Here is a 25,569-nt window from a genome sequence, read left to right as displayed (position 1 = left end):
ATGTAGCCTGTAGCGAGGTGGAGCAATATGCCAAAATCAATTTTGGACATCAAAAATTCTATTGATTGTCATTTAGGAAATCGTATTGTACTTAAAGCCAATGGTGGTCGAAAAAAAACAATCGAACGTTGCGGAGTGTTAAAAGAAACATATCCTTCAGTATTTATTGTTGAATTAGATCAAGATAAGCATAATTTTGAAAGAGTGTCGTATACATATACGGATGTTCTTACAGAGAACGTACAAGTTTCATTTGAAGAAGATAATCATCAAGAAGTAGTTGCACACTAAATTCGAACATATAAATATAGAGTTGTTTAGTGTACTACAAACTCTATCATTAAAACATATTGGGTGTTGGGCTGTTTAAGTTCAACACTTTTTTTAATTTTTAATCATTCTTAATAAAAAATAGATCATTTAAATAAATCATGATATATAGTTGGAATTAAGATAACTTGTCTTCCGATTTATTAACTTTTAATTATAATTTATAATGTAACTATCAAATATTTTAAGTCTTTATGTTAAAATCATTTTAATACTATTGATGAAGAGAGGGCGGAAAAATGATATATGAAACGGCACCAGCCAAAATAAATTTGACGCTCGATACACTTTTCAAACGAAATGATGGTTACCATGAAATTGCTATGATAATGACAACAGTAGATCTGAATGATCGATTGTCTTTTCAGAAAAGAAATGATAATAAAATCGTTGTAGATATAGAACATAATTATGTTACTAATGATTATAAAAATCTCGCCTATCAAGCAGCTAAACTTATGATGGAAACGTATCAACTTAAACAAGGCGTTACTATTACTATTGATAAAGATATTCCGGTTTCTGCTGGATTAGCTGGTGGATCAGCTGATGCTGCTGCTACGATGCGAGGAATTAATCGTTTATTTGAATTGGGTGCATCTTTAGAAACGTTAAGCCAATTAGGCCTTCAAATTGGGACAGATATTCCATTTTGTATCTATAATAAAACTGCTATATGTAAAGGAAGAGGCGAAAAAATTAAATTTTTAAACAAGCCTCCTTCTGCATGGGTAGTATTAGCAAAACCCAATCTTGGAATATCATCTCCAGATATTTTTAAAGAACTTGATTTGGAACATGACTACTATGTACATACAAAAATGTGTGAAGAAGCGATTAGACAGGGAGATTATAAGAAACTGTGTAAGAGTTTATCTAATCGTTTAGAAACCGTTTCTATGTCCATGTATCCAGAAATAGAAAAAATTAAAAATAATATGTTGCGTTGTGGTGCTGATGGAGCACTAATGAGTGGAAGCGGACCTACTGTATATGCTCTCGCTCAAAAGGAGAGCCAAGCAAAGAAAGTATATAATGCTGTGAATGGCTGTTGTAATGAAGTGTATTTAGTAAGATTATTAGGATAGAAAGGCTGGAAATTATGAGGTATAAAAGAAGCGAACGTATTGTCTTTATGACACAATATTTAATGAATCATCCAAATCAGTTAATTCCATTAACTTTTTTCGTGAAAAAATTTAAACAAGCGAAATCATCTATTAGTGAAGATGTTCAAATCATCAAAGGTACGTTCCAAAAAGAAAAATTAGGAACTGTAATTACAACAGCCGGTGCAAGTGGCGGTGTAACTTATAAGCCAATGATGAGTAAAGAAGAAGCAATCGAGATTATAGAAGAAATCATTACTATGCTACAAGAAAAAGAGCGCTTATTACCAGGTGGATATTTATTTTTATCTGACTTAGTTGGAAACCCATCATTACTTAATAAAGTAGGAAAACTTATTGCTAGTATTTACATGGATGAGAAGCTAGATGCAGTAGTGACTATCGCAACGAAAGGGATATCACTTGCCAACGCAGTAGCAAACGTATTAAATTTACCTGTAGTAGTTATTAGAAAAGATAATAAAGTTACTGAAGGTTCTACGGTCTCCATTAACTATGTTTCAGGCTCATCAAGAAAAATTGAAACGATGGTTTTATCGAAACGCACGTTAGATGAAAGTTCAAATGTGTTAGTTGTAGATGACTTTATGAGAGCTGGCGGTTCAATAAATGGTGTAATGAATCTTATGAATGAGTTTAAAGCAGAAGTGAAAGGGGTATCTGTATTAGTAGAATCAAAAGAAGTAAAACAAAGATTGATTGAGGATTATACTTCTTTAGTCAAACTATCAGATGTTGACGAATATAATCAAGAGTTTAAAGTTGAACCTGGTAATATCTTGTCTAAATTTTCTTAAAAGGAGTTATGCATCATGAAAACAATTAATACTAATAAGGCACCTGAAGCGTTAGGACCGTATTCACATGCAATGGTCGTGAATAATTTAGTATTCACATCAGGACAAATTCCATTAGATACTAAAGGAAACATCGTAAGTAGCGATGTAAAAGAACAAACGAAACAAGTATTAGAAAATTTATCTGTTGTACTTGAAGAAGCAGGTTCTGATTTAAACTCTGTTGTAAAAGCAACAATTTTTATTTCTGATATGAATGAATTTCAACAAATCAATGAAGTATATGGTAGCTACTTTAATGAGCATCAACCTGCGCGAAGTTGCGTAGAAGTGGCTCGCTTACCAAAAGATGTTAAAGTTGAAATTGAATTAGTAGGTAAAGTTAAAGGAATATAATTCACTTAATTAACGCATTGTCATGCTTCTAACCACACAAAGATATATATACTAGGGGGGCTCACTGCATGAAAGTGACAGATGTAAGACTTAGAAAAATACAAACAGATGGCAGAATGAAAGCGCTCGTTTCTATTACATTAGACGAAGCTTTTGTAATTCATGATTTACGCGTGATTGAAGGCAACTCAGGTCTTTTCGTTGCTATGCCAAGCAAACGTACACCAGATGGTGAATTCCGCGATATCGCACATCCAATCAATTCTGAAATGAGACAAGAAATTCAAGATGCTGTGATGAAAGTATATGATGAAACTGACGAAGTAATTCCAGATAAAAATGCTTCATCAGACGTAACAGAAGAATCAGACGAAGCTTAAACTAACAAAAATTAAATCCTATTTTTGATAATGATGATTGTATTAATCATGTAAGCTAAATGATGTGGGGACGAAACTCTAAATTCAAATTTGAATTTTGTTTCGTGCCCATTTTTATTGTCATATCGATTTTTTTTGAAAATTAAATGCATGATGCAAAGAATTAAACTCTGTTTACAAAATCTGTTAAATCTTGAAACTATAAGTTGAGTTAAATTATAATTATTTATGAAGTGCAAATTTTATTGGAGGAGTATTACTCATGCAAAGAAATGCAATCATATTAGCAGCTGGAAAAGGAACACGAATGAAATCAAAGAAATATAAAGTGTTACATGAGGTTTCCGGCAAACCAATGGTTGAACATGTATTAACAAACGTTAAAAAAGCGGGCGTAAATCAAATTGTCACTATTGTAGGTCACGGAGCAGACCAAGTAAAAAATACATTAGGTGATCAGTCATTATACAGCTATCAAAATGAACAATTAGGAACAGCACATGCTGTTAAAATGGCAGAAGAACATTTACATACTCAAGAAGGTACAACATTAGTTGTATGTGGAGATACGCCGCTTATTACTTCAGAAACATTACAACGTTTAATAGCACACCATGAAGAAACACAAGCACACGTCACTGTTTTATCGGCTACAGCTCGGAAACCTTTCGGGTATGGTCGGATTGTACGAGATCAAAGCCGTCATCTTAATAGCATTGTAGAAGAAAAAGATGCGACAAATGCTCAAAAAGACATCAATGAAATTAGCTCAGGTATATTTGCATTTGATAATAAAATATTATTCGAAAAACTTAAACAAGTAAAAAATGATAATGCACAAGGTGAATATTATTTACCTGACGTTGTTACTTTAATTTTAGAAGACAATGGAACAGCAGAAGTGTATCATACAGATGACTTTGATGAAATTATGGGTGTCAATGATCGAGTAATGTTAAGTCATGCTGAAAAAGCGTTGCAACACCGTATTAATCATCATCATATGAGAAATGGTGTTACAATCATTGATCCAACCACTACATTTATAGGTCCAGATGTAGTGATAGGTATGGATACTGTTATTGAACCAGGCGTGCGTATTAATGGAAAAACAATAATTGGTGAAGATACACACGTTGGTCAATACTCAGAAATTAACAATAGTCGTATTGGAAATGAAGTCAATATTATACAGTCAGTCATCAATGATTCTAATGTAGGAAATAAGACAAAAATAGGTCCATTTGCTCAATTAAGACCTGGTTCAAACCTAGGCGCTGAAGTTAAAGTAGGTAACTTTGTAGAAGTTAAGAAAGCAGAATTAAAAGATGGCGCAAAAGTATCACACTTAAGCTATATTGGTGATGCTGAAGTTGGTGAACATACAAATATTGGCTGTGGTTCAATCACTGTTAATTATGACGGAGTAAATAAATTTAAAACAGTCATTGGAAAAAATGCTTTCATTGGTTGTAATACAAACTTGATTGCTCCTGTCACAGTAGGAGATGGAGCTTTAATTGCAGCAGGCTCAACGATTACAGATGATATACCTAAAGAAAGCTTAGCCTTAGCCCGTGCGCGTCAGGTAACCAAAGAAGGTTACAATAAAAAATAAAGAATAGTAAACAATACAAATGTATTGTGTAATTTTTTTGTCAAAGGGAAATATATGAATACCCGTATATAAAATTTAAATTTATTACTATCATGCTATATTGAATGAGTGATAATCGGCATATTATTGTTCAGTTTTTAGTGGAATATAGTAAAAATGTTAGAATTTTTATATAATAGTATTGTCTAAGTAAAAAATTGGAGGACTATAAATGTTAAATAATGAGTACAAGAATTCGTCTTTAAAGATTTTTTCTTTAAAGGGAAATGAACCATTAGCACAAGAAGTTGCTGATCGTGTAGGGATTGAATTAGGGAAATGTTCTGTCAAACGTTTCAGTGACGGTGAAATTCAGATTAACATTGAAGAAAGTATTCGTGGATGTGATGTGTTTATCATTCAACCGACATCTTATCCAGTTAACTTACATTTAATGGAATTATTAATTATGATTGATGCATGTAAACGTGCATCCGCAGCAAATATCAATATTGTTGTTCCTTATTATGGTTATGCACGTCAAGATAGAAAAGCACGTAGCCGTGAACCAATTACAGCAAAATTAGTAGCAAATTTAATTGAAACTGCTGGTGCAAATCGCATGATTGCTTTAGATTTACATGCACCACAAATTCAAGGTTTCTTCGATATTCCAATCGATCACTTAATGGGCGTACCGATTATTGGACAATATTTTGAAAATGATCCTAACATCAACCCAGAAGAATGTGTCGTTGTATCTCCTGACCATGGTGGAGTAACACGTGCACGTAAATTAGCAGACATTTTAAAAACTCCGATTGCTATTATTGATAAACGTCGTCCTAAACCAAATGTGGCAGAAGTGATGAATATCGTTGGTGAAATTGAAGGACGTACAGCTATCATTATCGATGACATTATTGATACAGCGGGAACGATTACTTTAGCTGCTCAAGCTTTAAAAGATAAAGGTGCAAAAGATGTATATGCTTGTTGTACACACCCTGTACTCTCAGGCCCTGCAAAAGAACGCATTGAAAATTCAGCTATTAAAGAACTTATTGTTACGAATTCAATCTTACTTGACGACAGTCAAAAACCAGCAAATATTAAAGAATTATCTGTAGCTGGATTAATAGCACAAGCTATTATTCGTGTATATGAACGTGAATCAGTGAGTGTATTATTTGACTAAAATTTACAAATGAGTTTGACTTATTAATTTTAACCATGTATAATTTATTCGTTCGCGATTTAGCGAATAAATAAACACTTGCAAGCAATGTTTAAATTGATGGGCAAGTGAGGAGAAGTTAAGATAATATAATATGATTGTCTCAACTTGAAAATGAAAGGTGGAAATACGAATGGCTTCATTAAAGTCAATCATTCGTCAAGGTAAACAAACTCGTTCTGACCTTAAAAAATTACGTAATACAGGTAAAGTACCTGCTATTGTTTATGGTTATGGTACTAAAAACACTTCAGTTAAAGTAGATGAAGTTGAATTCATCAAAGTGATTCGTGAAGTTGGACGTAACGGTGTTATTGATTTAGGCGTTGGTTCTAAAACAATTAAAGTTATGGTATCAGATTATCAATTTGATCCACTTAAAAACCAAATTACTCATATCGACTTCTTAGCTATTAATATGACTGAAGAACGTACTGTTGATGTACCAGTTCAATTAATTGGTGAAGCAGCTGGCGCTAAAGAAGGTGGCGTAGTTGAACAACCATTATTTGACTTACAAGTTACAACAACTCCAGACAATATCCCAGAATCAATTGAAGTAGATATCACTGATTTACAAATTAATGATAGCTATTCAGTTGCGGATATTAAAGTATCTGGTGACTTTACAATTGAAAATGATCCAGAAGAATCTGTTGTTACAGTAGTTCCTCCAACTGATGAACCTTCTGAAGAAGAAATCGAAGCAATGGAAGGTGAATCAGCAACTGAAGAACCTGAAGTAGCTGGTGAAGAAAAAGAAGACGAAGAAAGTGAAGAAAATAAAGACGAAGAATAATTCGTTGATTAATATATTCATTTTAAATGAGAATGTCTTTAATTAAATTGATAGAAAGAGCCTGATACATTTTAAGATGTAGAGGGCTTTTTCTTATGTATATTGCAAGTTTAAAATAATAAATGTTAAATCAAAATAAAGATTGAAGATTGATTACTTATAAAAGAGTGGGTTACGAAATCATTGAATTTCTTTCCTACTCTCTTTTTGTATTATATTGGGTAATATTATAAAATAAAGAGTAATCAACACATATTAAATTAAATGTTCAAATCAATCAAAAAGATGAACACAATGGAGGTTGCAACGTATGAAATGTATTGTGGGTCTTGGAAATATAGGTAAACGTTTCGAATTAACAAGACACAATATTGGCTTTGAAGTCATTGATTATATTTTAGATAAAAATCAATTTACATTAGATAAACAAAAATTCAAAGGCGCTTATACTATTGAACGTTTAAATGGGGATAAAGTGCTATTTATCGAGCCAATGACTATGATGAATTTGTCTGGAGAATCCATAGGACCTTTGATGGATTACTATAATGTAGATGTTGAAGACTTAATCGTTTTATATGATGATATGGATTTATCTCAAGGACACATTCGTCTACGTCAAAAAGGTAGTGCAGGTGGACATAATGGAATGAAATCGATTATTAAACATTTAGGTACAGATCAATTTAAACGTATTCGTATTGGAATAGGGAGACCAACGAATGGTATGTCAGTACCAGATTATGTATTACAAAAATTTTCTAATGAAGAAATGATGACAATGGAAAAAGTGATTGAATATGCAGCCCAAGCAGTGGAAGCATTTATTGAGACGTCTCGTTTCGATCATGTTATGAATAAATATAATGGGGAAGTCAATTGAGAATGATTATTTCAGATTATATTCAAGATGATAAACGCTTCCAGGAACTTGACGAGGTCTTTGGCAACCAAAATATTTTAGTTACAGGCTTATCTCCCTCAGCCAAAGCAACCATTATTGCTGAAAAATACTTGAATGATGATAAGCAAATGCTGTTAATCACAAATAATTTATACCAAGCAGATAAATTAGAAACTGATATATTGCAATATATTGATCATTCTGAAGTTTATAAATATCCAGTCCAAGATATTATGACAGAAGAATTCTCAACTCAAAGCCCACAACTTATGAGTGAGCGTGTTAGAACTTTAACGGCGTTATCTCATGATAAGAAAGGGTTATTTATCGTTCCATTAAATGGTTTGAAAAAATGGTTAACGCCAGTAGAAATGTGGAAAAACCATCAAATGACTTTGGAAGTTGGCGATGATATTAATGTGGATGAATTTTTAAATAAACTAGTAAATATGGGATATCGGCGTGAAAGTGTCGTTTCTCATATTGGTGAGTTCTCTTTACGAGGCGGCATCATTGATATTTATCCTCTTATTGGTCAACCAGTTAGAATTGAATTATTTGATACTGAAGTCGATTCAATTCGAGACTTTGATGTAGAAACACAACGTTCAAACGATAATATTGAAACAGTAGATATCACGACAGCGAGTGATTATATTATTACGGAAGATGTTATTAAACATCTTCAAACAAAATTACAAAAAGCATATGAACAAACACGTCCTAAAATTGATAAATCAGTCCGAAATGATTTGAAAGAAACATATGAAAGTTTTAAATTATTTGAATCAACTTTCTTTGATCATCAATTACTTCGTCGTCTAGTTGCTTTTATGTATGATACACCTTCTACACTTATCGATTATTTCCAAAAAGATGCTATTGTAGTAGTTGATGAATATAATCGTATTAAAGAAACTGAAAAGACGTTAACTACTGAAGTAGATGATTTTATCCAGAATTTAATTGAAAGTGGTAATGGGTTTGTTGGTCAGTCATTTATGGATTATGATGGTTTTGAAACGCTAATCAATCATTATCCAGTCACATATTTCACATTATTTACATCCTCTATGCCAGTGAAGTTGCAACATATTATTAAATTTTCATGTAAACCAGTACAACAATTTTATGGACAATATGACATTATGCGTTCAGAATTCCAACGTTATGTAAGTAATAATTACACTATTGTAGTACTTGTAGAAACTGAAACGAAAGTTGAACGTATTCAATCTATGCTTAATGAAATGCATATTCCCACTGTTACAAATGTTCACACAGAGATTGAAAGTGGACAAGCAATCGTAACAGAAGGTAGCCTATCGGAAGGCTTTGAATTGCCTTATATGCAACTTGTTGTGATTACAGAACGAGAATTATTTAAAACAAAACAGAAAAAACAACGAAAACGTACTAAAACAATTTCTAATGCTGAAAAAATCAAATCTTATCAAGATTTAAATGTTGGAGATTATGTTGTTCATGTCCATCATGGTGTGGGACGTTATTTAGGTGTCGAAACGCTAGAAGTTGGAGACGTTCATAGAGATTATATTAAGTTACAATATAAAGGAACCGATCAACTGTTTGTACCTGTTGATCAAATGGATCAAGTACAAAAATATGTTGCTTCAGAAGATAAATCGCCTAAATTAAATAAATTAGGTGGTTCAGAATGGAAAAAAACGAAAGCAAAAGTACAACAAAGTGTTGAAGATATCGCTGATGAACTTATTGCACTATACAAAGAACGAGAAATGTCAGTAGGTTATCAATATGGTGAAGATACGGCTGAGCAGCATGCTTTCGAAATGGACTTTCCCTATGAACTTACACCAGATCAATCTAAGTCTATTGAAGAAATTAAAGAAGATATGGAAAAAGAACGTCCAATGGATCGTTTGTTATGTGGAGATGTAGGTTACGGAAAAACTGAAGTTGCTGTACGCGCTGCTTTTAAAGCAGTCATGGAAGGAAAACAGGTTGCCTTTTTAGTGCCTACAACGATTCTAGCGCAACAACACTATGAAACATTGATTGAACGAATGCAAGATTTTCCAGTAGAAATCCAGCTGATTAGTCGATTCCGTACTGCTAAAGAAGTGAGAGAGACTAAAGAAGGTCTAAAATCAGGATATGTTGATATTGTTGTTGGAACACATAAATTATTGAGTAAAGACATTCAATACAAAGATTTGGGATTACTTATTGTCGATGAAGAGCAACGATTTGGCGTACGTCATAAAGAGCGTATTAAAACATTGAAAACAAATGTAGATGTTTTGACACTTACGGCTACACCAATTCCAAGAACATTGCATATGAGTATGTTGGGTGTACGTGACTTATCTGTCATCGAAACACCACCAGAAAACCGCTTCCCTGTACAAACCTATGTATTAGAGCAAAATAGTAATTTTATTAAAGAGGCTTTAGAACGTGAACTTTCTCGTGATGGACAAGTGTTCTACCTTTACAATAAAGTTCAGTCTATTTATGAAAAGCGTGAACAGTTACAAATGTTGATGCCAGAAGCAAATATTGCTGTTGCTCATGGACAGATGACAGAACGAGATTTGGAAGAAACCATGTTGAGTTTTATTAATGGAGAGTATGACATTTTAGTTACAACGACTATTATAGAAACAGGTGTCGATGTTCCTAATGCGAACACATTAATCATAGAAGAAGCGGATCGTTTTGGTTTAAGTCAACTTTACCAATTACGTGGTAGGGTAGGACGTTCAAGCCGTATTGGATATGCTTACTTCTTACATTCTGCTAATAAAGTATTAACAGAAGCAGCGGAAGAACGTTTGCAAGCGATTAAAGAATTCACTGAATTAGGTTCAGGATTTAAAATTGCCATGCGTGATTTAAATATACGTGGAGCTGGTAATTTATTAGGTAAGCAACAACATGGATTCATTGATTCAGTAGGTTTTGATTTGTATTCTCAAATGTTAGAAGAAGCGGTAAACGAAAAACGTGGTATTACAGAAGAAGCCCCTGATGCACCAGATGTTGAAATGGAATTACACTTAGATGCTTATTTACCAGCAGAGTATATTCAAAATGAACAAGCTAAAATAGAAATTTATAAGAAATTACGTAAAGTTGAAACTGAAGAACAGCTTTTTGATGTAAAAGATGAATTACTGGATCGATTCAATGATTATCCTGTAGAAGTAGAACGTTTATTAGAAATGGTAGAAATTAAAATACACGCTTTACATGCAGGCGTGACATTGATTAAAGATAAAGGAAAACAAATTGAAGTATTTCTTTCAACTAAAGGTACAGAACAGATAAATGGGGAAGAATTATTTAAACAAACCCAACCTTTAGGACGAACAATGAAGTTGGGTGTTAAAGAAGGCAAAATGCATATTACTCTAACAAAATCTAAACAATGGTTAGAAAACTTAAAATTCTTAGTAAAATGTCTTGAAGGAAGTATGGAACTTGAGTACGAATTATAAATCGTCATCTGAAGTTTCATCTTCTTCTAAGAATTCACGACAACATTCAGCATTTAATGGCGTAGTGATTTTAACGCTTGCTTTAGTCATTGTTAAAGTATTAAGTGCAATTTATCGAGTTCCATATCAAAATATTTTAGGTGACTCCGGATTATATGCGTATCAACAAATTTATCCTATTGTAGCACTAGGTATGATACTATCAATGAATGCAATTCCTAGTGCTGTCACTCAAACATTTGGTAGTCACAGTGGTGCTGAAGTATTTTCAAAAATACTTCTAGGATTTCAAATTATAGGTCTCATTATTTTTGGTGTAATTTTAGTATTATCCCATCCACTAGCACTATTGATGGGAGATGCTCGCTTAGCACCAATGCTAAAAATGGCAAGTCTTAGCTATCTGTTTATAGGGGTTTTAGGTGTAATTAGAGGGTTTTATCAAAGTAGACAACAAATGAATATACCAGCTATTTCACAAGTAATAGAACAGTGTATTCGTGTGTGTTTTATTCTTATAGCTATTGTAATGTTTATGTTTAAAGAATGGACCATTTATCAAGCTGGAGCACTCGCGATATTGGCATCAGCTCTAGGTTTTTTAGGTTCTAGTCTATATTTATTAGCAACAAGACCTTTTCGATTACAATTAAATCCATCTTCATACTCTATTCCTTGGAAACAGTTAATACTTGCGACCCTCGTATTTGCATTAAGTCAATTATTAGTTATTTTATGGCAATTTATAGATAGCTTTACAATCGTCCATATGTTACAAACATATGGTTTAGGATTTAGAGAAGCTATTATGCAAAAAGGAATTTATGATCGAGGCGCTTCATTTATTCAAATAGGTTTAATAGTGACAACTACATTTAGTTTTGTGCTAATTCCATTACTTACAGATGCAATTTCTGATAATAACCATGTTCTTATGAACCGTTATACAAATGCATCTTTAAAAATTACAGTACTCATTAGCGTAGCAGCAGGTATAGGCCTTATTAATATACTGCCGATCATGAATCATGTATTTTTCAAAACAGATCAATTAAGCTTTACGCTTAGTATTTATATGCTCACTGTAATTTGTGTATCCCTTATTATGATGGACATTGCACTTTTGCAAGTGATTAATCATATTCGGCCTATTTTTATCGGTGTAATGTCAGGACTACTATGTAAGACTATCTTTAATATCATATGCATTCATTTTATGGGGATTTTAGGAGCAAGTATAAGTACGGTGCTCTCACTTATGATATTTGTTGCTATTTTACATTATGAAGTCATTAAATATTATCATTTTAATCGAATGCGTGTGTTTATTTTTAAATTGATTGGTGCGCTCATCATAATGTCAATAGTTATACAGGGATTGCGTGTACTATTACCTCCTGTAGGTCGTTTAGGAAGTTTACTTGAGTTGTTAATTGTAGTAGGAGTAGGTGGTCTCATATTTTTATTACTTGTTATTTATATGAATATTTTAGGATATAAAGAATTAAAACACTTACCATTTGGTGATAAACTTTACCGCATAAAGAAAGGAAGATAAATATGACGCATACCCTTACTATCGTTGGTATAGGCAATCATAGTATGGATGATTTAACTTTAGGTGTCTATCGCTTTTTAAAAGAGCAAAAAAGTGTATATGTAAGAACTCTCGAACATCCTGTTATTAAAGGTTTAAAAAGTGATATTGAATTTAAAAGTTTTGATGATGTGTACGAAAAGTATGATCAATTTGAAGCGGTTTATCAACATATTGTTGAAACTTTAATAGAAGAAACGCGTATACATGATACTGTTTATGTAGTGCCTGGACATCCACGCGTAGCAGAGACTACTACTGCTAAATTGCTTGATTATAATAAAAACAATGATGATATACAAGTAAAGATTTTAGGTGGTAAAAGTTTTATAGATGATATATTTGTTGCAATCGATGAAGATCCTAACGATGGATTTACATTGTTAGATGGCACCATTTTAAAAGAAAATACATTAAATATTCGAACACATACATTAATTACACAGGTATATAGTGCGATGATTGCAGCAGATGTTAAACTTACGTTAATGGAACGTTATCCAGACGATTTTAAAGTGAAGATAGTTACTGGTGCTAATAGCCAAGGTGCTAAAATATTAGAAGTACCGTTATTTGAGTTAGACCATAATGAAGATATGTTTAATAATCTGACAAGTGTATTTGTACCTAAAATAACTCGTGATGAAGATAAGTATGCTGATTTTGATTTTGCAGTTCATACGATTGATTATCTAGTAGATGAGGAAAAAGGCTGTCCATGGGATCGTGTACAAACTCATGAATCACTTAAACGTTATTTATTAGAAGAAACATTTGAATTGTTTGAAGCAATAGATAATGAAGATGATTGGCATATGATTGAAGAACTTGGAGATATTCTGTTACAAGTGTTACTTCATACGAGCATTGGTAAAAAAGAAGGATATATGGATATTAAAGAAGTTATTGAAAGCCTAAATGCTAAGATGATTCGTAGACATCCTCATATATTCGGAGATAAAACAGTTGAAACAATAGAAGATTTAAATGATGTTTGGAAGGATGCAAAAGCAAAAGAAGGTAAAATACCTCGCGTGAAATTTGAGAAAGTATTTGCAGACCATTTTATGACATTGTATGATAAAACCAAAAATAAGGATTTTAATGAAGAAACCCTTAAAAATTATTTACAACAAGGGGAGAACAATGAATGAGATTAGATAAATATTTAAAAGTATCAAGACTTGTAAAACGTCGTACGCTTGCTAAAGAAATGAGTGATCAAGGACGTGTAACAATTAATGGTAATGTAGCTAAAGCTGGCACAGACGTAAAAGTGGACGATGAATTAGTCATTCGCTTTGGACAAAAAAGTGTGACGGTTAAAGTAACTGGGCTAAGTGAACACGCATCAAAAGAAAATGCTAAAAACATGTATGAACTGATTAAGGAAGAACGTGTTCAGCAATCTGAAGAAGCGTAGCCTATGGTTGAAACGTCTAAAGAAGGTGACAAGTTATGAGTAAAAAGGTAGAACATATAAGAAATCAATATACTTCAGAACGAAATCGAAAAAAACAGCGTCAACAAAAACGAATACGTGTTGTTCGTCGAAGAGTGACAGTTTTTGGAGGATTATTGTTAGCAATGATTATTATTCTATCTATCATGCTTGTCTTCCAAAAACAAAGTAACAATCAAGCAACAGTAGAACGAAAGCATAAAGAAGAACAATTTCAAAAGAAACAAGATGAGGAAATAGCATTAAAAGAAGAACTTAATAATCTTAATGATAAAGATTATATAGAAAAAGTTGCTCGAGATGACTATTATTTAAGTAATAAAGGAGAAATTATTTTTAAATTACCTAATGATAAATCACCTTCTAATTCTAAATCCTCTAGCAATAATTAAAAAGATTAGAAAATTTTAAAAAAGGTAAAACGCTTAATTTAAAATAATTGTTTTATAGCATTGTGTAAATTTTAAAACAGGAATATAATAAGGTTAAAATTGAAACATTATCGGGAGGATTTATTTAGAATATGTCAATCGAAGTAGGAAACAAGCTAAAAGGTAAAGTTACAGGTATCAAAAAATTTGGTGCGTTTGTAGAATTACCTGAAGGTAAAAGTGGCTTAGTTCATATTAGTGAAGTTGCTGATAGCTATGTTGAAAATGTAGAAGATCATTTATCAGTTGGAGATGAAGTGGAAGTAAAAGTTTTATCTATTGCAGATGATGGTAAAATCAGTCTTTCAATTAAAAAAGCGAAAGATCGCCCTCGTCGTCCACATCACAAATCTAATCAAAATAAACCACCTCAACAAAAAGCAGAAGATTTTGAAAAGAAATTAAGTAATTTCTTAAAAGACAGTGAAGACAAATTGACTTCTATTAAACGTCAAACAGAATCAAGACGTGGTGGTAAGGGATCTAGACGTTAATTATATTTGTATGAGTAAATATAGCTAAGCTAACGGAGCCCTGGTTCCAATCATTTATTCTAGATTAATATTTATTGATAATAACTTAAACGCATAAGGTCATATAAGATCTATGCCAGGGGTGAGATAAAGAACTAAAATTAAAGTTCTATCTCACTCTTTTTTCGTTATATCAATCATTTAGCATAAGTAAGGAGGTTTAGTAATGTGGAAGTGAAAACGTCTCTTTGGAAAAAGACGGATCATTTAGCAATTGCGGTATCTACAGGAATCGATAGTATGTGTTTATTGTATAAATTACTAAATGATTTATCGCATTCATATCAATCTATAACATGTTTACATGTAAACCATGGTTTAAGAGATGCATCTATTAAAGAAGAAATATTCATTAAACAATTCTGTGAACAATATCAAATTCCCTGTTATGTTAAACATTTAGACTTATCAGAAACCGTAGCTAAAGGCAAAAGTATTCAATCTGAAGCGAGAGATTTACGTTATCAATGGTTTGATGAGATGATGAGAAGGATAAATGCTGATGTTTTATTAACGGCTCATCATTTAAATGACCAACTTGAAACGATTTTTTATCGTATTTTTACGGGTCGATCAACTCGTAATTCATTAGGAATAAATGAATGTACTAAACGAAATCATTACTATATATGTCGTCCTCTGCTAGAGACATATAAAAACGATATAAAGCATTATCAAACGATTCATCGTGTTCCTTTTTATGAAGATGAATCTAATCACCATAATAAGTATGCAAGAAATGATATTCGTAATCGACTTTTACCATCTATTGGTAAAAACAAAGATTTCAATGTAGAACAATTGATAAAATTGAAAAATTGGCACGACATGCAGTTACAACTTACACAACAACGAATAAGTTACTTTATAGAGCAACATGTTGAAATCCATCTGAATGAAGAACGTATACAATTATCTCGAGAGTCTTTTAATCAATTAGATGACATTTCAAAAATGATTCTATTAGATCGTATATTTGAGGTGCTTCATTTAAATAAAACTTTTTCAGAAAAAAATTATAGTGAATGGTTTGAACAAATTAAGAGTAAACAATCTCAAATTAAAATTCCCCTCACTGAAAAATGGATAATTCAAATTGCATATGATAAATTTATAATAATGGCTCATTATGAACAATCTCTACTTAATGAACAGATTGTTACGCATCCTCATACATATCAATTTGGTCACTATTTAATTACAATTCATCCGAATGATAATGAAGAATCAATAGATTGGCCGCTAACGATTCGAACACGTAGAGATGGGGATAAGTTTAAATTAAATGGCAGTCATGGACATAAAAAAGTAAGTCGTTTATTTATTGATAAGAAAATTGATAGCATAGAACGTACACAAATACCTATCGTTTTAGATGCGAAACAACGAGTTATTGCTGTAGGACAACTTTATGTGGCAACAAACTTTAAAAGTATAATAGATATTAAAAAAACTGGAGATGACTCATAAATGAAAGACGATTTAAAAGATATTTTATTAACTGAAGAAGAAATTCAAGAAATTTGTAAAAATTTAGGTGAACAATTGACTAGAGACTACAAAGATAAACCGCTCGTATGCGTTGGTATCCTTAAAGGATCAGTGATGTTTATGGCAGATTTAATTAAACGTATTGATACACATTTAGCAATTGATTTTATGGATGTTTCAAGTTATCACGGAGGTACAGAATCAACAGGAGAAGTACAAATTTTAAAAGATTTAAGTGCTTCTATTGAGAATAAAGATGTCCTTATTATTGAAGATATTTTAGAAACAGGGACAACTTTAAAATCAATTACTGAATTACTACAATCGCGTAAAGTTAACTCATTAGAAATCGTTACATTGTTAGATAAACCGAATCGTCGTAAAGCAGACATTGAAGCAAAATATGTCGGCAAAAAAATTCCCGATGAATTTGTAGTTGGTTATGGATTAGACTATGCTGAACATTATCGTAATCTTCCTTACATAGGTACATTGAAACCTGAGATTTACAATAAATAAAAAGTTATAATATATTAGTAAATACAATAATTGGATTTTTAAATATAATAACTATACTAACGATATAATTTAGTGTAGACTCATTTTATATTCAAAATTGTACATTTTATGAAACGACTATACATAAGTATTGAAAAAAAGAGAAATGGGCAAATGATGAATATAAAATAATTAACTAGAGTTAGAAAAGCGCTACAAAAGTTGAAATACTAGCCTTTATAAGCTAGATTATGTTACAATTTTTGTTAGCTTTATTATAGAAATAGGAGGAAATGACGCATGCAAAAAGCTTTTCGCAATGTGCTAGTTATCGCATTTATTGGCGTTATTATATTCGGTGTTTTCTCATATATTAATGGTAACGGAAACACACCGAAACAACTTTCCTATTCACAGTTTGTAGAGAAATTGGATAAAGGTGATCTTAAAACTTTAGAAATCCAACCTGAACAAAATGTGTACTTGGTAAGTGGTAAAACTAAAAATGATGAAGATTATTCTTCAACGATTTTATACAATAACGAAAAAGATTTACAAAAAATAACAAGTGAAGCTCGTAGCCAAAAAGGATTAGATTTTACAGTTAAAGAAGAAGAAAAACAAAGTGTCTTTGTCAGCATGTTGACAACGCTTATTCCAGTATTAATTATTGCTTTATTATTCATATTCTTCCTTAGTCAAGCACAAGGTGGCGGCGGTGGAGGTCGTATGATGAACTTTGGTAAATCCAAAGCCAAAATGTACGACAACCAAAAACGCCGTGTTCGTTTCTCAGATGTTGCTGGGGCAGACGAAGAAAAACAAGAGTTAATTGAAATTGTAGATTTCTTAAAAGATAATAAGAAATTTAAAAAAATGGGTTCAAGAATACCTAAAGGTGTCTTACTTGTAGGCCCACCAGGTACAGGTAAAACATTATTAGCACGTGCAGTTGCAGGTGAAGCTGGCGCGCCATTCTTCTCAATCAGTGGTTCTGATTTCGTTGAAATGTTTGTAGGTGTCGGTGCAAGTCGTGTACGTGATTTATTTGAAAATGCTAAGAAAAATGCACCATGCATTATTTTCATAGATGAAATTGATGCTGTTGGTCGTCAACGTGGTGCTGGTGTTGGTGGCGGTCACGACGAACGTGAACAAACGCTGAACCAATTATTAGTTGAAATGGATGGTTTCGGTGAAAACGAAGGTATCATCATGATTGCAGCAACAAACCGTCCTGACATTCTTGATCCTGCATTATTACGTCCTGGTCGTTTCGACAGACAAATTCAAGTAGGTCGTCCAGATGTTAAAGGCCGTGAAGCTATTCTTCATGTTCATGCTAAAAACAAACCACTTGATGAAACTGTTGATTTAAAAGCTATTTCTCAAAGAACGCCTGGTTTCTCTGGTGCAGATTTAGAAAATCTATTAAACGAAGCATCATTGATTGCTGCACGTGAAGGTAAAAATAAAATAGATATGCGTGATATTGAAGAAGCAACAGACCGAGTTATTGCGGGTCCAGCGAAAAAATCTCGTGTTATTTCTGATAAAGAACGTAATATTGTAGCACATCATGAAGCAGGTCATACCGTTATTGGTATGGTACTTGATGAAGCAGAAGTTGTACACAAAGTAACGATTGTACCTCGTGGACAAGCAGGTGGTTACGCAATGATGTTACCTAAACAAGATCGCTTCTTAATGACAGAGCCGGAATTGTTAGATAAAATTTGTGGTCTTTTAGGTGGTCGTGTATCTGAAGATATTAACTTCCATGAAGTATCAACAGGCGCTTCAAATGACTTTGAAAGAGCAACACAAATTGCACGTTCAATGGTGACTGAATACGGTATGAGTAAGAAATTAGGACCTTTACAATTCTCTACAAGTAGTGGTGGCCAAGTTTTCTTAGGTAAAGATATGCAAGGGGAACCTAATTATTCAGGTCAAATTGCTTATGAAATTGATAAAGAAGTTCAACGTATTATTAAAGAACAATATGAACGTTGTAAACAAATTTTATTAGAACATGAATCTCAATTGAAACTGATAGCTAAAACATTATTAACTGAAGAAACATTAGTAGCAGAGCAAATACGTTCATTATTCTATGATGGTGTGCTACCAACAGTGGATTATGATGCTGCTAAAGTGGTGAAAGATGAAGATAGAGATGATTCAGAGTTCTCTAATGGAAAATATGGTAAATCTTACGAGGATATTCGTGAAGAACAACTTGAAGAAGGTCGTAAGGATGAAAAAGAAGACCGTAGAGAAGATGATAGAATCGATCACTACAGAAATAATCGTCGTTCAGATCGTGAAGGTTCTCAAGATCATTCACAAAGAAATGATAGAGATGAAAATGAAACAGGTTATGAACAATCGCCAAATATAGAGCATCCAACAGATTCAAATCATAGAGAATAATAGTTAGTCATAAAAACTCTTTCGACTAGGGTCAATCGCCTTACTCGGAAGAGTTTTTAATATATACTCTAGAGCAAGTTACTTCATATTCGTAAATAAGCAGTGTAAAATAGATATTCTTAATGAAGGATTTAATATTAGATTTTAAAATAAATGAAAATATAACAACATAAAGGAGATGTTAGAATAATGACACATGATTATATTGTTAAATCATTGGCTTTTGATGGAGAAGTTCGTGCGTATGCTGCATTAACAACTGAATCAGTTCAAGAAGGTCAAACACGCCATTATACATGGCCAACAGCTTCAGCAGCTATGGGTAGAACAATGACAGCAACATTATTAATGGGCGCAATGTTAAAAGGAGATCAGAAGCTTACTGTTACAGTAGACGGGAAGGGCCCTATTGGTCGAATTGTTGCTGATGCAGATGCGCAAGGAAATGTCCGTGCATATGTTGACCATCCCCAAACTCATTTTCCACTTAATGAGCAAGGTAAATTGGATGTAAGACGAGCAGTAGGTACTGAAGGCGCAATTCAAGTTGTTAAAGATGTAGGAATGAAGGATTATTTCTCAGGTGCAAGTCCAATTGTTTCTGGTGAGCTTGGAGAAGATTTCACTTATTACTTTGCTACAAGTGAACAGACGCCATCATCAGTAGGATTAGGTGTACTTGTTAATCCTGATAACTCTATTAAAGCAGCTGGTGGCTTTATTATACAAGTAATGCCAGGTGCTAAAGAAGAAACAATTACTAAATTAGAAAATGCAATTAACCAAATGCAACCTGTTTCTAAATTAATTGAACAAGGTTTAACACCAGAAGGTATTTTAAATGAAATTTTAGGTGAAGAGAATGTGCACATTTTAGAAACAATGGATGCACAATTTGAATGTAACTGTAGTCATGAAAAGTTCCTAAATGCAATTAAAGGTTTAGGTGAAGCAGAAATTGAAGATATGATTAAAGAAGATCATGGTGCTGAGGCAGTATGTCATTTCTGTGGAAATAAATATCATTATTCTGAAAGTGAACTTCAAGAATTACTTGATGCCGTAAAAAAATAGTAGAATGTTAGTGAGCAATAAACGTATGTTTATTGCTCTTTTTATATGGGAAGAACAAAATGTAAATAGCAAAAGTAAAATATTACATCATATTTAAAGAAATAGCTTTGTCTTTTTAGAAAATTCTGATAGAATATAGTTATATCCGATAGAAAAACTAAGTTTTAAATTTGAAAGTTAAAGGAGCGTTTTTTCGATGGCACAAAAACCTGTAGAAAATATTACACAAATTATTGGCAACACACCGGTAGTAAAATTAAGAAACGTAGTAGATGAAGATGTGGCAGATGTATATGTAAAATTAGAATATCAAAATCCAGGTGGCTCTGTAAAAGATCGTATTGCTTTAGCAATGATTGAAAAAGCTGAAAAAGAAGGGAAAATTAAACCTGGCGATACAATTGTAGAACCAACAAGTGGGAATACTGGTATTGGTTTAGCATTTGTTTGTGCAGCAAAAGGTTATAAAGCAGTCTTCACTATGCCTGAAACAATGAGTTCTGAACGTCGTAACTTATTAAAAGCATATGGTGCTGAATTAGTTTTAACGCCTGGATCTGAAGCGATGAAAGGTGCTATTAAGAAAGCTAAAGAATTAAAAGAAGAATATGGTTATTTCGAACCACAGCAATTTGAAAACCCAGCTAACCCTGAAGTACATGCATTAACAACTGGTCCTGAATTAGTTGAACAATTTGAAGGTAAACAAATTGATGCTTTCTTAGCAGGTGTTGGTACAGGTGGTACATTATCTGGTGTAGGTAAAGTCTTAAAAGAAAAATATCCTAACATTGAAATTGTAGCGATTGAACCAGAAGGCTCTCCTGTATTAAGTGGTGGAGAACCTGGCCCACATAAATTACAAGGTTTAGGTGCTGGTTTTGTACCTGATACTTTAAATACTAATATTTATGATAGTATCATTAAAGTTGGTAATGAAACTGCAATGGAAACATCACGTCGTGTGGCTAAAGAAGAAGGTATCTTAGCAGGTATTTCTTCAGGTGCAGCAATTTATGCAGCAATCGAAAAAGCAAAAGAGTTAGGTAAAGGTAAAACAGTTGTAACAGTATTACCAAGTAATGGTGAACGTTACTTATCTACACCATTATATTCATTCGATAATTAATGATGACATGAGTTGATATTTAAATAGAATGTTTTATAAACAAGAAATGGTTGGTTTCGTTAAATGTGAAGCCAGCCATTTTATTTTGTATGATTATAAAGATTGTCTTAGTTAAACAATACTGAAATATAGACTAAATGAGTGTATCATGAGAGTATACATATTTATTTTTAAAAACAAAGGATGATTGGTAGTGGGTAAAACAAAAATTATGGGAATTTTAAACGTAACACCTGATTCGTTTTCAGATGGCGGTCAGTACAATTCAATCGATAACGCAGTTACACGCGCTAAAGAAATGATTAATGAAGGTGTAGACATTATAGATGTAGGTGGTGTATCAACAAGACCTGGCTACACAGAAGTGTCTTTAGAAGAAGAATTGCAACGTGTAGTTCCAATTGTAAAAGAATTAGTGAAACTAAATGTACAAATTTCTATAGATACTTATCGTAGTGAGGTTGCTGAAGCTTGTCTGAAATTAGGAGCAACAATGATTAATGACCAATGGGCTGGGTTGTATGACCCTCATATTTTAGATGTAGTTGCTGAATATGAAGCGGAAATTGTGTTAATGCATAATGGAGATGGCCATCGTGACCAACCTGTTGTCGAAGAAATGCTATTAACACTGATAAAGCAAGCAAATAAAGCAGAAATGGTAGGAATTCCAAAACATAAAATATGGTTAGATCCTGGAATTGGATTTGCCAAAAGTAGAGAAGAAGAAAATGAAGTAATGGCTCGATTAGATGAACTAGTAGCTACAGATTATCCTATTTTATTAGCGACAAGTCGTAAGCGTTTCATTAAAGAAATGATTTCTACTGATACGACACCAAAAGAAAGAGATGAGGCCACTGCTGCTACTACTGCCTATGGTATAATGAAAGGTATAAAAGCAGTTCGCGTACATAATGTTCAATTGAATGTACGTTTAGCTCAAGGTATAGATTTTTTGAAGGAGAATGAAAATGAGCGACATTATCTTTCTTAAAGGGATGAAGTTTTATGGATATCATGGTGCACTGTCAGCTGAGAATGAAACAGGTCAAATTTTTTTAGTAGATGTAACTTTAAAAGTGGATTTATCAAAAGCTGGTCAGACAGATGATGTTAATGATACCGTGCATTATGGCGAAGTGTTTGAAGATGTAAAAGATATTGTTGAAGGTCCGCCTTGCAATTTAATCGAACATCTAGCTGAACTTATTGCAAAACGTATAAATTCACACTATAATCGTGTAATGGAAACGAAAGTCAAAATCACTAAAGAAAATCCACCTATACCTGGACATTATGATGGTGTTGGTATTGAAATAGTGAGGGAGAATCGTTAATGGTAAAAGCATATTTAGGTTTAGGAAGTAATATTGGTGATAGAAAACAACAACTTCTTAAGGCAATTGATTTAATTGGAAATATTAAGGGTATAAAGGTAACAAAACAATCATCAATATACGAAACTGCACCGGTTGGTTATACTGACCAGCCTAATTTCTTAAATTTATGTTTAGAGATTGAAACAGAGTTGTCGCCTCAACAACTACTTAAGCATTGTTTAAACATTGAACAACAACTGCATCGAGTAAGAGAAATACGGTGGGGTCCTAGAACATTAGATATAGATATCTTATTATATAGTGACAATGTTATTGAAGCAGACAATTTAAGTGTACCTCACCCACGAATGCAAGAGCGTGCTTTTGTACTTATACCGTTAAACGATATTGCATCGGATAAAATGATTCCGCGATTAAATCAGAAAATTCATGACTTAGTTTTTCCGGATGATACGGTTAAGAAATATAAAGACTAAGTGCTTAAATTATGTGTTTAAATTCTGAAATGTAAATATATTTTAAGAATTCAACTATGTGGCTATATAAATATTGAATAGAAAATATTTTACAATATTTTTAATAGGTATATAAAATCCACTAATAGTAAAACAGGAAGTTTAAAGGAGAGAGAGTAATGTCAGAAGAAATGAATGACCAAATGCAAGTTCGTCGACAAAAATTACAAGAACTTATCGATTTAGGAATTGATCCATTTGGTAAACGCTTTGAACGCACAGCTACAGCAAGAGAACTAAAAGAAAAATGGGATAGTTTTTCTAAAGAAGAATTACATGAAAAAGAAGAGGAAAGTCAAGTTTCAATTGCAGGACGTTTGATGACAAAACGTGGTAAAGGGAAAGCAGGATTTGCACATGTACAAGATTTAACAGGTCAAATTCAAATTTATGTACGTAAAGATCAAATTGGCGAAGAACCTTTTGATAATCTTTGGAAAACAACAGATTTGGGTGATATTGTAGGCATTGAAGGTGTCATGTTTAAAACGAATACTGGTGAATTATCAGTAAAAGCTAAGTCATTTACATTATTATCTAAAGCTTTAAGACCATTACCCGATAAATTTCATGGTTTACAAGATATTGAACAAAGATATCGCCAACGTTATCTTGATTTAATTACTAACCAAGATAGCACTCGTACATTTATTAATCGTAGTAAAATCATTCAAGAAATGAGAAATTATTTAAATCAAAGAGGCTATTTAGAAGTAGAAACTCCAATGATGCATCAAATTGCTGGTGGCGCCGCAGCGCGTCCATTTGTTACACACCATAACGCACTAGATGCAACATTATACATGCGTATTGCGATAGAGTTACATTTAAAACGATTAATTGTAGGCGGATTAGAAAAAGTTTATGAAATTGGTCGCGTATTCCGTAATGAAGGTGTATCAACACGTCATAACCCTGAGTTTACTATGATTGAGTTATATGAAGCGTATGCTGATTTTCATGATATCATGGATTTAACAGAATCTATGGTTAGACATATTGCACAAACTGTATTAGGTTCAGCAAAAGTACAATATAATGGCGAAGAGATAGACTTAGAATCAGATTGGAAACGTCTACATATTGTAGATGCTGTAAAAGAGGCTACAGGTGTAAACTTCTATGATGTCAAAACTGATGAAGAAGCTAAAGCATTGGCTAAAGAGCATGACATTGAAATTACAGAGAACATGAAATATGGACATATTTTAAATGAATTCTTTGAACAAAAAGTTGAAGAAACATTAACTCAACCTACATTTATTTATGGACATCCAATTGAAATTTCTCCGCTTGCTAAAAAGAATCCAGAAGATCCAAGATATACTGATCGCTTTGAGTTATTTATTGTAGGTAGAGAACATGCAAATGCATTTACAGAATTAAATGATCCAATTGATCAACGTGAACGATTCGAAGCACAACTTGTTGAAAAAGAGCAAGGTAATGACGAAGCACATGAAATGGACGAAGATTATATCGAAGCACTTGAATATGGTATGCCTCCAACAGGTGGACTAGGAATTGGTATAGATAGATTAGTTATGTTATTAACAGACTCTCCATCTATCAGAGATGTATTATTATTCCCTTACATGAGACAAAAATAAGGTTGAAGAGAAGAGCGTTGCTAGCTAAAGTTAGCAACGTTTTTTTATTATGAAATAAAAAATAATAGATTAATTTTAAAAAAGACTAGTCATTATAAAACAGATATGATAGTATACTATGAGTGTTCAAGAAAGAAACTACTTTTTTAAAAAGAAGTAAAAAAGTAGTTGACATTTTAAGTTAATTATTATAAGATATAAAAGTCGTCAAAAACAAAAGTTAATTTTGTAAAACACTTGTAAAAAGAATTTTAATAAAGTGTAAAATTAACTATTGAAAAATTAATTAATTAATAATATAATTAATTAAGTAAGTTATTGTCTGGTGACAATGGCAAGGAGGTCACACCTGTTCCCATGCCGAACACAGAAGTTAAGCTCCTTAGCGCCGATGG

The 25,569-nt window shown here is 32.6% G+C and carries 24 protein-coding genes and 1 rRNA gene; all 25 read left to right on the top strand.

Annotated features, from left to right (window positions below; translation table 11 throughout):
* Window positions 1-27 precede the first annotated feature (27 nt).
* The gene (gene veg, locus AC2FB1_RS08010; RefSeq protein ID WP_002449940.1) at window positions 28-291 is read left to right on the top strand and encodes a biofilm formation stimulator Veg; all 264 of its coding nucleotides are present in this window, start codon (window positions 28-30) and stop codon (window positions 289-291) included.
* Between the two features lie 278 nt (window positions 292-569).
* Complete coding sequence (gene ispE, locus AC2FB1_RS08005) at window positions 570-1,418, top strand: 4-(cytidine 5'-diphospho)-2-C-methyl-D-erythritol kinase (RefSeq protein ID WP_490674727.1); 849 nt, start codon at window positions 570-572, stop codon at window positions 1,416-1,418.
* Window positions 1,419-1,432: 14 nt separating this feature from the next.
* Window positions 1,433-2,257, top strand: coding sequence for a pur operon repressor (gene purR, locus AC2FB1_RS08000; protein WP_490674726.1), 825 nt, complete (start codon window positions 1,433-1,435; stop codon window positions 2,255-2,257).
* 15 nt (window positions 2,258-2,272) lie between these two features.
* Complete coding sequence (locus tag AC2FB1_RS07995) at window positions 2,273-2,653, top strand: RidA family protein (RefSeq protein ID WP_490674725.1); 381 nt, start codon at window positions 2,273-2,275, stop codon at window positions 2,651-2,653.
* Between the two features lie 68 nt (window positions 2,654-2,721).
* Window positions 2,722-3,033: a septation regulator SpoVG gene (gene spoVG / locus AC2FB1_RS07990; RefSeq protein WP_002449945.1), complete on the top strand. Its 312-nt coding sequence runs from the start codon at window positions 2,722-2,724 to the stop codon at window positions 3,031-3,033.
* A gap of 262 nt (window positions 3,034-3,295) precedes the next feature.
* A complete protein-coding gene (glmU, locus tag AC2FB1_RS07985; protein WP_490674724.1) occupies window positions 3,296-4,651 on the top strand; it encodes a bifunctional UDP-N-acetylglucosamine diphosphorylase/glucosamine-1-phosphate N-acetyltransferase GlmU in 1,356 nt (451 codons plus the stop codon).
* 211 nt (window positions 4,652-4,862) lie between these two features.
* The gene (locus AC2FB1_RS07980) at window positions 4,863-5,828 is read left to right on the top strand and encodes a ribose-phosphate diphosphokinase (RefSeq protein WP_490674723.1); all 966 of its coding nucleotides are present in this window, start codon (window positions 4,863-4,865) and stop codon (window positions 5,826-5,828) included.
* Between the two features lie 172 nt (window positions 5,829-6,000).
* Complete coding sequence (locus AC2FB1_RS07975) at window positions 6,001-6,666, top strand: 50S ribosomal protein L25/general stress protein Ctc (protein ID WP_490674722.1); 666 nt, start codon at window positions 6,001-6,003, stop codon at window positions 6,664-6,666.
* Window positions 6,667-6,976: 310 nt separating this feature from the next.
* A complete protein-coding gene (gene pth / locus AC2FB1_RS07970; protein WP_490674721.1) occupies window positions 6,977-7,549 on the top strand; it encodes an aminoacyl-tRNA hydrolase in 573 nt (190 codons plus the stop codon).
* Between the two features lie 2 nt (window positions 7,550-7,551).
* Window positions 7,552-11,055 carry a transcription-repair coupling factor gene (gene mfd / locus AC2FB1_RS07965; protein WP_490674741.1) on the top strand — a complete coding sequence of 1,168 codons (3,504 nt, stop codon included), beginning with the start codon at window positions 7,552-7,554 and terminating at the stop codon, window positions 11,053-11,055.
* A complete protein-coding gene (locus AC2FB1_RS07960; RefSeq protein ID WP_490674720.1) occupies window positions 11,039-12,613 on the top strand; it encodes an oligosaccharide flippase family protein in 1,575 nt (524 codons plus the stop codon). The genes mfd and AC2FB1_RS07960 overlap by 17 nt, the downstream gene beginning before the upstream one ends.
* A 2-nt stretch (window positions 12,614-12,615) precedes the next feature.
* Complete coding sequence (locus AC2FB1_RS07955; protein WP_490674719.1) at window positions 12,616-13,806, top strand: MazG nucleotide pyrophosphohydrolase domain-containing protein; 1,191 nt, start codon at window positions 12,616-12,618, stop codon at window positions 13,804-13,806.
* Window positions 13,803-14,075, top strand: a complete 273-nt coding sequence (locus AC2FB1_RS07950) for an RNA-binding S4 domain-containing protein (RefSeq protein ID WP_490674718.1) — start codon at window positions 13,803-13,805, stop codon at window positions 14,073-14,075. Before AC2FB1_RS07955 ends, AC2FB1_RS07950 begins: the two co-directional genes overlap by 4 nt.
* A gap of 35 nt (window positions 14,076-14,110) precedes the next feature.
* Window positions 14,111-14,506, top strand: a complete 396-nt coding sequence (gene divIC / locus AC2FB1_RS07945) for a cell division protein DivIC (protein ID WP_490674717.1) — start codon at window positions 14,111-14,113, stop codon at window positions 14,504-14,506.
* Window positions 14,507-14,637: 131 nt separating this feature from the next.
* The gene (locus AC2FB1_RS07940) at window positions 14,638-15,039 is read left to right on the top strand and encodes a S1 domain-containing RNA-binding protein (RefSeq protein ID WP_490674716.1); all 402 of its coding nucleotides are present in this window, start codon (window positions 14,638-14,640) and stop codon (window positions 15,037-15,039) included.
* A 207-nt stretch (window positions 15,040-15,246) separates the two neighbouring features.
* Complete coding sequence (gene tilS, locus AC2FB1_RS07935; RefSeq protein ID WP_490674715.1) at window positions 15,247-16,548, top strand: tRNA lysidine(34) synthetase TilS; 1,302 nt, start codon at window positions 15,247-15,249, stop codon at window positions 16,546-16,548.
* Window positions 16,549-17,088 (top strand): hypoxanthine phosphoribosyltransferase, encoded by a 540-nt coding sequence (gene hpt, locus AC2FB1_RS07930; protein ID WP_490674714.1) that lies wholly within the window; start codon window positions 16,549-16,551, stop codon window positions 17,086-17,088.
* A 279-nt stretch (window positions 17,089-17,367) separates the two neighbouring features.
* Window positions 17,368-19,503: an ATP-dependent zinc metalloprotease FtsH gene (ftsH, locus tag AC2FB1_RS07925; RefSeq protein WP_490674713.1), complete on the top strand. Its 2,136-nt coding sequence runs from the start codon at window positions 17,368-17,370 to the stop codon at window positions 19,501-19,503.
* A gap of 189 nt (window positions 19,504-19,692) precedes the next feature.
* On the top strand, window positions 19,693-20,577 hold the full coding sequence (gene hslO, locus AC2FB1_RS07920; RefSeq protein ID WP_490674712.1) for an Hsp33 family molecular chaperone HslO: 885 nt from the start codon (window positions 19,693-19,695) through the stop codon (window positions 20,575-20,577).
* A gap of 196 nt (window positions 20,578-20,773) precedes the next feature.
* Window positions 20,774-21,706, top strand: coding sequence for a cysteine synthase A (gene cysK, locus AC2FB1_RS07915; RefSeq protein ID WP_490674711.1), 933 nt, complete (start codon window positions 20,774-20,776; stop codon window positions 21,704-21,706).
* 193 nt (window positions 21,707-21,899) lie between these two features.
* Complete coding sequence (gene folP, locus AC2FB1_RS07910; RefSeq protein ID WP_490674710.1) at window positions 21,900-22,703, top strand: dihydropteroate synthase; 804 nt, start codon at window positions 21,900-21,902, stop codon at window positions 22,701-22,703.
* A complete protein-coding gene (folB, locus tag AC2FB1_RS07905; RefSeq protein WP_490674709.1) occupies window positions 22,681-23,046 on the top strand; it encodes a dihydroneopterin aldolase in 366 nt (121 codons plus the stop codon). Before folP ends, folB begins: the two co-directional genes overlap by 23 nt.
* On the top strand, window positions 23,046-23,525 hold the full coding sequence (gene folK, locus AC2FB1_RS07900) for a 2-amino-4-hydroxy-6-hydroxymethyldihydropteridine diphosphokinase (protein WP_490674708.1): 480 nt from the start codon (window positions 23,046-23,048) through the stop codon (window positions 23,523-23,525). The genes folB and folK overlap by 1 nt, the downstream gene beginning before the upstream one ends.
* Before the next feature lie 158 nt (window positions 23,526-23,683).
* Entirely contained in the window at window positions 23,684-25,174 is a 1,491-nt protein-coding gene (lysS, locus tag AC2FB1_RS07895) for a lysine--tRNA ligase (RefSeq protein ID WP_490674707.1), read from the top strand.
* A 321-nt stretch (window positions 25,175-25,495) separates the two neighbouring features.
* A 5S ribosomal RNA gene (gene rrf / locus AC2FB1_RS07890) occupies window positions 25,496-25,569 on the top strand; the annotation flags it as partial.

The organism is Staphylococcus sp. CoH_129_LAB_1, assembly GCF_058191515.1.
This window is presented reverse-complemented; position numbering and strand designations above follow the sequence as displayed.